Annotated in this window: 13 protein-coding genes; 7 read left to right on the top strand and 6 right to left on the bottom strand. The window is 37.8% G+C overall.

Features of this window, described 5'->3' with window-relative positions:
- Positions 1 to 28 precede the first annotated feature (28 nt).
- Complete coding sequence (locus PSF42_RS01185; RefSeq protein ID WP_272679301.1) at positions 29 to 433, top strand: GNAT family N-acetyltransferase; 405 nt, start codon at positions 29 to 31, stop codon at positions 431 to 433.
- A 222-nt stretch (positions 434 to 655) separates the two neighbouring features.
- On the opposite strand, the gene PSF42_RS01190 is transcribed toward PSF42_RS01185, so the two are convergent.
- The gene (locus tag PSF42_RS01190) at positions 656 to 1,786 is read right to left on the bottom strand and encodes a FliC/FljB family flagellin (RefSeq protein WP_272679302.1); all 1,131 of its coding nucleotides are present in this window, start codon (positions 1,784 to 1,786) and stop codon (positions 656 to 658) included.
- Positions 1,787 to 2,292: 506 nt separating this feature from the next.
- On the opposite strand from PSF42_RS01190, the gene fliD reads away from it, so the two are divergent.
- Genes fliD through fliT form a run of 3 tightly spaced genes read left to right on the top strand, consistent with a single transcriptional unit; the run spans position 2,293 to position 4,531 of the window.
- Positions 2,293 to 3,735 carry a flagellar filament capping protein FliD gene (gene fliD, locus PSF42_RS01195; protein WP_272679303.1) on the top strand — a complete coding sequence of 481 codons (1,443 nt, stop codon included), beginning with the start codon at positions 2,293 to 2,295 and terminating at the stop codon, positions 3,733 to 3,735.
- A gap of 18 nt (positions 3,736 to 3,753) precedes the next feature.
- The gene (fliS, locus tag PSF42_RS01200; RefSeq protein WP_272679304.1) at positions 3,754 to 4,152 is read left to right on the top strand and encodes a flagellar export chaperone FliS; all 399 of its coding nucleotides are present in this window, start codon (positions 3,754 to 3,756) and stop codon (positions 4,150 to 4,152) included.
- The gene (fliT, locus tag PSF42_RS01205; RefSeq protein ID WP_102139318.1) at positions 4,142 to 4,531 is read left to right on the top strand and encodes a flagellar protein FliT; all 390 of its coding nucleotides are present in this window, start codon (positions 4,142 to 4,144) and stop codon (positions 4,529 to 4,531) included. The genes fliS and fliT overlap by 11 nt, the downstream gene beginning before the upstream one ends.
- A gap of 53 nt (positions 4,532 to 4,584) precedes the next feature.
- Here the strand turns inward: fliT and def are convergent, their stop codons facing one another.
- Entirely contained in the window at positions 4,585 to 5,094 is a 510-nt protein-coding gene (def, locus tag PSF42_RS01210) for a peptide deformylase (RefSeq protein ID WP_102139319.1), read from the bottom strand.
- Positions 5,095 to 5,826: 732 nt separating this feature from the next.
- Here def and PSF42_RS01215 point away from each other — a divergent pair.
- On the top strand, positions 5,827 to 6,765 hold the full coding sequence (locus PSF42_RS01215) for a YadA C-terminal domain-containing protein (protein ID WP_272679305.1): 939 nt from the start codon (positions 5,827 to 5,829) through the stop codon (positions 6,763 to 6,765).
- A 135-nt stretch (positions 6,766 to 6,900) separates the two neighbouring features.
- Here the strand turns inward: PSF42_RS01215 and PSF42_RS01220 are convergent, their stop codons facing one another.
- Positions 6,901 to 7,401, bottom strand: a complete 501-nt coding sequence (locus PSF42_RS01220) for a hypothetical protein (protein WP_272679306.1) — start codon at positions 7,399 to 7,401, stop codon at positions 6,901 to 6,903.
- 486 nt (positions 7,402 to 7,887) lie between these two features.
- On the opposite strand from PSF42_RS01220, the gene PSF42_RS01225 reads away from it, so the two are divergent.
- Both PSF42_RS01225 and PSF42_RS01230 read left to right on the top strand, forming a co-directional pair.
- Positions 7,888 to 8,355, top strand: coding sequence for a DUF1097 domain-containing protein (locus tag PSF42_RS01225; RefSeq protein WP_125890827.1), 468 nt, complete (start codon positions 7,888 to 7,890; stop codon positions 8,353 to 8,355).
- A gap of 554 nt (positions 8,356 to 8,909) precedes the next feature.
- Positions 8,910 to 9,041: an entericidin A/B family lipoprotein gene (locus PSF42_RS01230; protein WP_125890826.1), complete on the top strand. Its 132-nt coding sequence runs from the start codon at positions 8,910 to 8,912 to the stop codon at positions 9,039 to 9,041.
- A gap of 201 nt (positions 9,042 to 9,242) precedes the next feature.
- Here the strand turns inward: PSF42_RS01230 and cspE are convergent, their stop codons facing one another.
- The 3 genes from cspE to fliE form a co-directional block, all read right to left on the bottom strand.
- Positions 9,243 to 9,455, bottom strand: coding sequence for a transcription antiterminator/RNA stability regulator CspE (cspE, locus tag PSF42_RS01235; protein ID WP_102139626.1), 213 nt, complete (start codon positions 9,453 to 9,455; stop codon positions 9,243 to 9,245).
- Positions 9,456 to 9,747: 292 nt separating this feature from the next.
- The gene (locus PSF42_RS01240; RefSeq protein ID WP_248468195.1) at positions 9,748 to 9,960 is read right to left on the bottom strand and encodes an AAA family ATPase; all 213 of its coding nucleotides are present in this window, start codon (positions 9,958 to 9,960) and stop codon (positions 9,748 to 9,750) included.
- A 454-nt stretch (positions 9,961 to 10,414) separates the two neighbouring features.
- Positions 10,415 to 10,726, bottom strand: coding sequence for a flagellar hook-basal body complex protein FliE (gene fliE / locus PSF42_RS01245; RefSeq protein ID WP_102139625.1), 312 nt, complete (start codon positions 10,724 to 10,726; stop codon positions 10,415 to 10,417).
- Positions 10,727 to 10,879 lie beyond the last annotated feature (153 nt).

A 10,879-nucleotide genomic window follows, 5' to 3' on the forward strand; every position in this document is an offset into this window, starting at 1 on the left:
GATTAAAAACATAAGGTTAAAAAATAGCATGTACCAAATTGAAAAGTTTCCCCCCTCTGCACAAGAATATTGTGATTTACGTATTAAAGCCGGGTTATCGATGAAATCACTCTCTGCGGCGAAAATCGGTTTACCTAATAGTTTATTTGCTGTTTCGATTCGAGATGGTGAGACTTTAATTGCGATGGGGCGAGTGGTTGGGGATGGTGCCTGTAATTTTGAAATTGTGGATATTGCGGTTGACCCTAATTGGCAAGGGAAAGGTTTAGGACGAGTGGTGATGGAGCATATTGAAGGCTATTTAAATTCGGCCGTCTTAGAAGGTTCTTACGTCTCTATGATTGCGGATAAGCCTGAGTTTTATCAAAAAATGGGATACCAATCTGTAGGGCCGAAATCGGAAGGCATGACGAAAAAATTTAACACTGATTAGCAGATATTAGCTTTAGTGTTTGACTTAGTTAACGACAAACTTGGTATGTTCCCTAAACCACAAAACCACCGTAAATAAACATAACAAGAAGGTTCTTTTAACCTATTGGTTAGCTTGTTATTGGTACTCGCCTTATTAAAACAAAGCCCTAACGAATAAGTTAGGGCTTTGTCGGTAGTCTAAGGCCAGCGATGTTGGCCTTTATAACTCACCAATTACGAATTAACGTAACAGGCTCAGAACACCTTGTGGAACTTGGTTAGCTTGTGCTAACACAGCAGTACCTGCTTGTTGCAGGATCTGACCACGGCTCATGTTAGAAACTTCTGTAGCGAAGTCAGCATCTTGAATACGGCTACGTGCTGCGCTTAAGTTGTTAACAGAGTTGTTCAGGTTGTTGATGGTTGATTGCATACGGTTTTGGAACGCACCCAGCTTAGAACGGTAAGTATCAACTTTAGCTAACGCATCATCTAAAGTTTTCAGTGATTCATCAACTGGAGCTGGAGGCATTGCATCAATTTGTGCTTGCGTACCAACACGACCACTGATTTCAGTATCTGCATTCAGTGTGATTGTTGCACCTTGTGTTGGGTCAGCCGTATCTTTTAAGACAGAATCCTGTTTAACGCTGTAAAATTTGCCGTCAGTGTCTTTAGCAACTAATGAACCGCTTTCTGTTTCAAAAATTTCCAAATCTTTAGTGTTATCTGCAATGCCTTTGCCGATAGCAACATCAGTATTTGCATCAGTAATTTTTAATGCTGTTTTTGCTGTTGCTGGTGTCAGTTTAGGACTATCTTTAAGAATAGTATCTGCTGCGCCTGGTACTTTAAAACCTTCAATTTCTAGCTCTTTTAATCCCATTTTTTTCATTTCTAATGAGATAGTCTCACCATCATTAGCACCAACTTGGAAATCCATGGTTTTACCTTCTTTTAAAACTTGGATACCGTTGAACTGAGTTTGGTCAGAAATACGTTTAATTTCAGCTAAACGTTCAGTCACTTCTTCTTGGATTGAAGTCACATCGCTTTTTGAGTTAGTGCTGTTTTTCGCTTGAACTGTTAATTCACGAATACGTTGTAAGTTATCGTTGATTTCGTTAACTGCACCTTCAGCCGTTTGTGCGATAGAGATACCGTCGTTAGCATTACGTGAAGCTTGAGTTAAACCTTTGACGTTTGCAGTAAAACGGTTAGCAATTGCTTGGCCAGCCGCATCATCTTTAGCGCTGTTGATGCGTGAACCGGAAGATAAACGCTCAATTGCAGAACCTAATACGCCTTGTGAACGGTTTAAGTTGTTCTGAGTAGTCAGAGACAAAATGTTAGTGTTGATAACTTGTGCCATGATGTGATCCTTATTATTCAAATTAATGTGTTAAGCCAAAATGCTTAACTTGATGAATTTCGTCAGCAACTAGGTTATCGGCTACAAAAAAGTCCCCTTTAGGCTTTTTGATGAAAATTTTTATCTGTCAGGTTGGAAATGGCTTTACAACCCGCTTTTAATGCCATTATTTTTTAACACTTTCGTTTTTAACGCACCCATTAATTTTTATTAATTTTCTTATTATTTAATTTCAATAGGGATAATTACCTACTTTTCTCTTATCAGCTCTCGCCATCACTCTTTTTCAGAATAGTCTAAAATTTTGCTCCGTTTTGCCGATAAGACTGTAAATAAATTTTATTTCAGAGTTAATAACACAGGCATAGACTCTAAATCATTCGGGTTGCAGGTAGGCGACAAGTGAAGATAGACCGATGAGCATACACAAGTATGTGATTCGGCTAGCTGAACGAAGTCAACACCCCTGCAGCTTGAAGGATGACGAGAATAGCGTAGGAGAAAACATGGCAGGCATATCCACACTCGGTATCGGGTCGAACTTAGATTTAAACGTACAAATGGACCAATTAGAAGCAATGGAGCGCCGTCGTTTAGAGCCATTAACCACCCAAAAAGCCAGTTATGATGCACAAATTAGCGCCTTTGGCAAAATGCAATCGTCCTTAGAAAAACTAAAAAAAGCCGCCGAGGACTTAAAAAAATACGGCGATATCAGCACCACCAAAGTCAATGGTGAATATAAAGCCTTTGACGTGAAAACCGATGGTAAAGCGGTAGCGGGTGTACATGATGTGTTAGTCACTCAGTTAGCAAAAGCGCAAACTATCGCCACCAAAGGCACACCTAACAATAGCAATAAAGAATTGCTGGGCAATGGTGCACCTGAGCGAACCATTACCATCACGCAACCATCACAAAAAGAAGATAAAGATAAAATCGTTATCAAATTGGATAACGAGCACACTTCATTGATAGAAATTGCGGATGCCATCAATAAAACCGATAAAGGCGTTTCTGCATCGGTCATTAAAGACAAAGACAATATTTACCACCTTGTCGTCACTTCTAAAAAAGAAGGTAGTGAAAACCGTATTAGCATCAATGTGGAAGGCGATGATGAGCTAGCTAAGATACTAAATGTTGAGTCAGTTATTGATGATAAAGGTGTGGTTACCTTAAATACCGATGCAGATAATGGTATGGTGCAAAAAGTAGCCCCACAAACCGCCTTACTGGAAATTGATGGCTTCAAATTAGAATCACAAACCAATGAAGCCAAAGACCTGTTTCCCGGTTTAACCTTAACGCTGAAAAAAGAAAGCGAAGACGGTAAAGCTGACCACCTGATCGTTTCTGAAGATATCGAACCCGCCAAAGGTAAAATTAAAGCGTGGGTGGATGCCTATAACGAATTCCAAACATTAGCCAAAGAACTCACCAAATACACGCCAACGGAAAAAGGCACCGCGCCAGATAAAACCAATGGCCCGCTGATTGGTGATTCCACTTTACGCATGATCCAGAGCACCCTACGTACCCAAGTTCGTATGCCCCAAGCCAGTGGTGAAATTGATACACTCGGCAAAATGGGGATTAAGCAAAAACTGGATGGCACCTTAGAAATTGATAATAAAGTGTTGGATAAAGTCCTCAAAGAAAACCCATCGAGCGTCAAAGTGTTTTTTGCTGGTGACGGTAAAGAAACCGGTTTTGGTACTGAAAACTTTAACTACTTGAAAGACACCTTGGACAGCAAAGAAGGTACCCTGCACAACGCCACCGATGGTATCCAAAAGAAAAAGAAAAGCTTAGACAAACGCATTGAGCAGACCAATAAACAAATCGAAAACACCATGGACATGTACCGTCGTCAATTCCAAAACCTCGATAAAATGATGACGTCACTGAACAGCACCAGTAATTCATTAGGCCGATTATTAGGCTAATACTTTTAGGTTAAAAACATGTATCAACGACACGCACAGCAAGCCTATCAGCAGGTCGACTTGGAGAGTGAAATCACCAACGCGACCCCATACCAACTGATCCAAATCCTGTTTAAAGGGGCACTAAGTGCCCTAAAACGCGGGGAAATTTTTATGCAGCAGGATAAGGTGGCGGAAAAAGGTAAAGAAATCTCAAAAGCTATCGACATCATTGACACAGGGTTAAAGCAGTCGTTAAATTATGAAGCTGGCGGCGAACTTGCGGAAAATTTAGCAAGTTTGTATGAGTACATGACAATGCAGTTACTTCGCGCCAACCTCGAAAACAACGTGGCTTATGTCCAAGAAGTTTACCAGTTACTCTCCGATATCGCCTCTGCGTGGCAACAAATCGGTGCAAATGTGGATGAAAGATAATCAGGTGGACAATAAAAATCCTATCGATTTACAAGAAATATACCGTAATGTCTTAGTATTAAGTGAAAATTTAGTTGCCTTAGCGCAATCCGGGGAATGGGAGACGTTGGTCTCCCGAGAGACAGAATATGTCCTTGCGGTGGAAAACCTCACCGAGTTAACGCAAGCGTTCGAACAACAGCAGCCCATCACTGAAGAGTTTATTCAGTTACTGCATAAAATTATCGAAAATGAACGTGTTACTAAAGAATATTTACAACAGCATTTAAACTTTTTAAGCAAAGAAATTAAGCAATTAGACCAAAAACGGGTACTCAATAATAGCTATGGCCAATTTGATGAGCCAGACACCCCGTTAGTCGTTCGCCCCATGGAATGAATTTAAGTGTCAGGCCAACAAACCTGACACCCTCTTCCCTTTCGGATCACAGCCTACTGTTGCTGTTTTAAGCGTTGCTGCTTTTTCAGTTTTTTCAACAGCATATTACGTTTTAGCGGTGATAAGTGATCGAGGAACACTTTACCGTGTAGGTGGTCGATTTCATGTTGCATGACAATCGCTAAGAACTCGTCGCTATCCACTTCAAACGCTTTACCGTGTCTATCGAACGCTTTCACTTTAACGCGCAGGAAACGCTCTACATCCGCGTAGATCTCCGGTACTGACAAGCACCCTTCTTGGTAGCTGGTTTCCCCTTCACTTTCGACAATCTCAGGGTTAACAAATACCATCGGCTCATCACGGTTTTCTGAAATATCAATCACCATAATGGATTTAGTTTCAGCAATTTGCGTAGCAGCGAGGCCAATGCCGTTATCGGTGCTGTACATGGTATCTAACAAATCGTCGATTAAGGTTTGTACTGCAGCGAAATCTGTCACTGGGCTGCATTTAATGCGCAGTCGTTCATCTGGAATTTCAATAATTTCTCTTACTGCCATAATTTAAACCCTATAAATTCGATTGCTTTTATTCAAATATCAATAATTCAAAATACTTTAAACTACAGTGACGACATGCAATAACCACGGTTTTAACGCCGTTAACTGCCGTCACAGCCCTGCCAGTGAAGTATGGCGAACAGACAAAATATTATCGTCTTTCTATTTCATCAACAACATGCAAAAAGTGGCATTATTAACCAGAAAGATAATTTTATTTAAACATCAATGAGTTAACGCTAGTCTACTTAACCTATCTGCTGATGCAACACCAGACACATAAAATTTTACAGAAAAATAACACGTTATTTGGAAAAAAAACATCTAAAATAGAAAAAAGAGCGCTCTTTTGTCGACTTCCTGCCATTTTGGGCTCCCCCCTCTGATGGCATTTCTTTACTTGTTCGCTTTACTATTTTACTTTTTTGTATTTTACAGTTTTATCATCGAATTATATTTAGGCTACATTGAGATTATTTTAAATTAAATTAATATATAAAAAATAATAAGTATTGCATTTTATAATCCATTCAAATAAATAATCCTATATTCCATATAAAAAATAGATAGCACTGTATTTATTCCAATCAAACACGAATATCCCGAATAAATATAATTTAAAAAATCGATTTTACCCGCCAAAGAAATGCCCCTATTATAAATAAGTTGAGAAAACAAATCCCCTCTTCACTCTTCTTTAGATAATAATTTAAATAATACGGAAATTAACACATGGAAAAGAAAGCATTAGTCCGTTATTTAGCGGCCATATTACTCAGCAGTTTGACTTATAATGCAGCAGCCGACACTACACAGACAAAGCCCGCGCCAACATTAAGTGATATCAATGCACAAGGGATTAGCAATAATACTAAAGGTGTTCATAATAATACTAGAAGGATCGTTTACATCAATAGACAAATTAATGAAATTAAAGACAACGTTAGCCAAATGAATTCAGATTTCGATAATAACATTAAGAAGTTAAAGAAAAATAATAACAATAGGCTTAAATCAGAAACTGCGAATATACGAAATGAGTTAGCAAAATTACGAGACACCATAGATGATTCTATATTTGCTTATTACAATGTTAACGCTGATAAAATACAAAACAACACTGATTTAATTAATGACCAAGTTACATCAATAAACAAAGACAGAGAAAAAAAACACCATGCATTTGACTCAAAATTAAAAGAAGTGGAACTGTTTTTACAAGGTGCATTAATTGGTGTAAATGCAGCTGACCAAGTCACTGAACAATTAAATACTAATATTCAGGATCTCGATAAAAAAGTCATTGGAAACACGTCATCAATCAAGACTCTAAAAAGTGATGCAGCAAAAACACAAAAAGCGAACGAAGTTAAATTCACAAAGTTAGAAAATAAATTTGACCATCGGGTCAGCCAGCTTGAGAGCAAAATAGATAAGCGTGCCCAAGAAGCCAATGCGGGTATTGCATCCGTTGCTGCAATGAGCAATATCCCTTACGCAACAAATACCCGCTTTAGTGCTGGGGTTGGCGTGGGGAATTACAAAAATGGCTCAGCAATTGCTGCTGGCGCTCAATATCAATTAAAAGAAAATATCAACTTACGCAGTTCTGTTTCTTGGAACAATTCAGATGCTGCCGTTATCGGAGCGGGTGTGGCCTTCGGTTGGTAACTCTCTAACGCCTATTTTTCATATAACCTTATAAATTATTTATATAACATTAACCTATAGTACCAATGATATATTGGTACTATTTTTAATCGCCCTAATTGGCCTATATCTAAATTAACTCGCGCTGAGTTAAAATTAATTTTGCTGATAAGTCACAATCGCGATTGGTGTTGAGTTAATAGTAACCCAAAGGTTAGACATACCAATACGCGTGTTCGATGACTCACTCACTTTATTACAGCTGGTTTCAGACTGGCATTGGGTGAGAACTTCACTGGCAATTTGCGAGTTAAAGCCCAGTTTTGTCAAATAGCCCATTTCGTTTTCTAGCTTTTGTTGAAAGTTAGCAAAATCGGGTTTGGGTGAAGCATAATCTTCGACTCCAACCAGTGTGGTTGCGACTTGAATGAGTGCACCGCCATCAAAAGTGAGTTGGTTTTCATAGCTCCAATCATTAAACGGCTTTTGTTGCCCAAAAGTGCAAACCGTTTTACTACCGCTGACTTGGCAATCCCCCGCCTTAATAAAGCTGATGCTATCCATACTTTGACCCCAGTTTAAGCCAAATGGCGCAGTCGATGTATCATCACACCCGACCAACAACAGCGCAGCAGCCCCAGCTATCATCCATTTCATACTCTCACCTCACTCGCCAATTTACTTTATGCTACAGGGGGACGTGGTTAAATTAAAGTAAAAAAACCATCAACCAGTAACTCACTCACAAATTGATTTTCAAATTTCAAGTGATTTGCTTAACACGAAATTCACATATAATTAATCATTATCAATAAGATAAAGTTAAAACATATAAATCAGCGTATACTCATTGCCAGATTTCCGCTGGCTCTATACAATGCTCTGCTTTATACAGCCCCAGTGTCACGACAATGACAGATAACCACCATATTATTAATCAGTTCCCCCTCTAGTAATACCTAAAACCCCTAGATGGCCCTTGAATAATAACATAGCTGAATCGTTACAACTCCGCTCTATGATGAATTGATTTTGTAGCTGTTCGATTTTGTCACTGATGGTTTTTGTCACTGATAAGTGAACTGCAGATAATCATTCATTAGCGGCATTATTAATAAATAACCATAACGTAAAGTATATATTGTGAAATTACTATTTTGTCTTTCTTTAACAACCGCCATTCTTTCTGGAGTATGGGCTTGGGTTGCTGATAGCTTAGGCTTAATCGGCTGGGCCGGCTTTTTAGGCTGTACTGCGTATTTTGCTTACCCCAAAGATGGGCTTAAAGGCTTAGGTATTACCGCATTAACTGTCAGTAGCGGCGTATTTTGGGGGTTAGTGATCCTTCATAGCGGTGGCTACCTGCAACAATTACCTCACTTTGTAGGGTACTTTGTTACCGGTATAGTTGCCTTTTTGATGTGCATACAAGCGAAAAAACAGTGGCTTTCTTATATACCCGGTACGTTTGTCGGTACCTGTACTATTTTTGCTGCTGAAGGTGCTTGGTTGGTAACCATTCAATCATTGCTTATCGGGGTGTTATTTGGTTTTGCAATGAAGAGGAGTGGACTTTGGTTATTTGAAAAATTCTCATCAGATAACGGCTAAAAAAAACCGCCAATATGGCGGTTTAAATAAATCAATGAAACCAAGGGAATTTCAAACGAATTCGATATTACATTAAATTTCCTCAACGGCAAGATATAACATTTTGATTTAACTAATAATTAACCAGATAGGAACCTTAAGTACCTTTACTTATATTTACAAATATAATAATGATAATATTGTTAATAAAATGATAATCCTCTGAGATTAAGCTTCATTTTACATTAACCAAGCTTATATAACTGGTCAAATATCGACCTTATCAACATTCATTAATACAATTGCAAAGTGTAATTCGGATTTTTCTGCATCCTTCTTTTATCAAAAATAGACAACCCCTATTTTTTAAAAAAATTAATGTGATTCACTTTTAATAACTGAATCACTGGATTATAAAACTGGAAATTGAGATAAAATAGGATGATAGCCTGGTGGAATTTGCATTATTAAATCATAAAATTACGTGAAGTTAAAATTGCATTCTGATCCATCTGCTATACTTGAACAATAAATATCTTATGGCCTGTAATTGAACATAACGAAAGGAAGAAGATATGATTAAAAAAATTTGTTTTTTAGCCTGTTCATTAGCGGTTGTATTCTCTTTAAGTGCGTGTAATACCACTAAAGGGGTTGGTGAAGACATAGAAGCGGGTGGCGAAGCCATACAAAAAGCAGCTGAATGACCCTTAATAGTCAACATCCTTAAACATGAACACCTCTCTAGTAAAAATTACATGTATATCAAACGGTGACAGTTTCACTGTTTGATATATAGATATCCATTATAAGTGATATTAATTTAATACTTATTGAAAAGTGCACACAACAAAACGAAAAAACCCCGCACTTGGCGAGGTTTTGAATGCTTAGCTTTTAATTTATCGTTATTTAACGATAACGTTAGCTGCTGCAGGGCCTTTCGCACCATTTTCAATGGTGAATGTAACTTGTTGGCCTTCCGCTAAAGTTTTGAAGCTTTCGCTTTGGATTGCAGAGAAATGAACAAATACATCTTTGCTACCATCTGCAGGTGTAATGAAGCCAAAACCTTTATCATCGTTAAACCATTTTACTGAACCAGTCATTGTATTAGACATAGAATTTCCTTTAATATTTTAAAATTGCCATAAGGCATGTTGCGGTTTGTTCTTGTGGTACTTATGGGAATTAATTAGAAGGAATTCGCAATGAAGAGGTATCTGAGATAACGCTTAATGGTGAACATCTTAAAACTGACTAACATAAATAGGCCTGTACATCCAAACCAGTGAGCACATTAAGCCACACTTATAATTAAATGGCAAATTTTATTTTAACCTCAGTTCACTAAACAAATAACTTGCTGTTTATCTGAACCTTTTAAAGTTTGAAAATGGCACACTTTCAGGTTTAGTACCTATCAAAAACACCATAGTCCGGTCTTTCACCTCTCATTACGGCTCGCTGTTGTTCACGAACCGCTTCTCTATCAGCTTTTATTTGTTCCGATGAGCGGATATCTTTATGCGGTTTAGGCCATGTTGATTTATTAGGTTCAAAAGAAGGTGTGAATGTACAGCCTGTAATTAAGAAAAGAGAAAATAGTGCGGTAATTAGTTTCATAATGATTGCTTGTGTTTTTGCTCGCATAAATAATAAGTATAAATACTTATTGATCATACCAGCACTTCCCAGCTTTCTAAATTATTATTTCGATATTTCGTTGGTAAAATGAGTGTTAATGACCCATAACAATATATAAAGTAGGATTTAAGATAACAAAAAAGCCGCATCACGCAGCTTTCTAGTTTTGTAATCCATTATAATTATGATTGGCTATTTTTATCAGTTGGCTCAAACGGAAGCCCGCCAGCAAATACAAATGATAACCCAACAATCACGAATGAAACCATAACAAAACACTTATCAATAATTTGTTTCATACTGTTCTTCCTATACTTTAGTACCTAATTACAATATGCGAACCAATTATTATTGGCAATAAAAATGCCCCACCACTTCCCCAAAAGAGTAATAGCAAGGCAATCAATTTATCATATTCAAACTGATAGCTAAATCACACTGGCATAGACATAATTTCTTGATACGCTGCCACCAGCTTATTACGCACCTGAATTCCCATTTGCAGACTTAAACTCGCTTTTTGCATATCAACCATCACGTCATTCAAGGAAATATCTTGCTTTCCTAACGTAAAGTTTTCAACTTGCTTCGCTGAATCATTACGCGTTTTATTAATTTGATTTACCGAAGCAACCAGGTGATCCGCAAATCCAACAGGCTCAATTGCTGGTTTAATTGGGTTAGTGGCTTGGGTTGCCACGACATTTAATTGTGAAATAACCCCTTCAATCGCTTGAACTGTCATTCGATTCTCTTCTCATTAATTACTGTGAATTTTTCACTAACCTATATTGGCCAGTTTACCCTATCACACCCTTTTTAACTTGAAGCCGATAAATAACACCAATTTTATAGGCTGATTCCGTCATTAGAACCCTCAAAAACAAGAAATAATAGC

It is taken from the genome of Providencia sp. PROV032 (assembly GCF_028484875.1).
In the GTDB taxonomy this organism is placed as follows: domain Bacteria; phylum Pseudomonadota; class Gammaproteobacteria; order Enterobacterales; family Enterobacteriaceae; genus Providencia; species Providencia rettgeri_E.

Excerpts from the sequence above, each read along its gene's own strand:
- PSF42_RS01220 (WP_272679306.1), bottom strand. The coding sequence starts at position 7,401 with ATGAAATGGATGATAGCTGGGGCTGCTGCGCTGTTGTTGGTCGGGTGT.
- PSF42_RS01240 (WP_248468195.1), bottom strand. The coding sequence starts at position 9,960 with ATGAAACTAATTACCGCACTATTTTCTCTTTTCTTAATTACAGGCTGT.
- fliT (WP_102139318.1), top strand. The coding sequence starts at position 4,142 with ATGAAAGATAATCAGGTGGACAATAAAAATCCTATCGATTTACAAGAA.
- fliD (WP_272679303.1), top strand. The coding sequence starts at position 2,293 with ATGGCAGGCATATCCACACTCGGTATCGGGTCGAACTTAGATTTAAAC.
- fliS (WP_272679304.1), top strand. The coding sequence starts at position 3,754 with ATGTATCAACGACACGCACAGCAAGCCTATCAGCAGGTCGACTTGGAG.
- PSF42_RS01230 (WP_125890826.1), top strand. The coding sequence starts at position 8,910 with ATGATTAAAAAAATTTGTTTTTTAGCCTGTTCATTAGCGGTTGTATTC.
- fliE (WP_102139625.1), bottom strand. The coding sequence starts at position 10,726 with ATGACAGTTCAAGCGATTGAAGGGGTTATTTCACAATTAAATGTCGTG.
- cspE (WP_102139626.1), bottom strand. The coding sequence starts at position 9,455 with ATGTCTAATACAATGACTGGTTCAGTAAAATGGTTTAACGATGATAAA.
- PSF42_RS01185 (WP_272679301.1), top strand. The coding sequence starts at position 29 with ATGTACCAAATTGAAAAGTTTCCCCCCTCTGCACAAGAATATTGTGAT.
- PSF42_RS01190 (WP_272679302.1), bottom strand. The coding sequence starts at position 1,786 with ATGGCACAAGTTATCAACACTAACATTTTGTCTCTGACTACTCAGAAC.
- def (WP_102139319.1), bottom strand. The coding sequence starts at position 5,094 with ATGGCAGTAAGAGAAATTATTGAAATTCCAGATGAACGACTGCGCATT.
- PSF42_RS01215 (WP_272679305.1), top strand. The coding sequence starts at position 5,827 with ATGGAAAAGAAAGCATTAGTCCGTTATTTAGCGGCCATATTACTCAGC.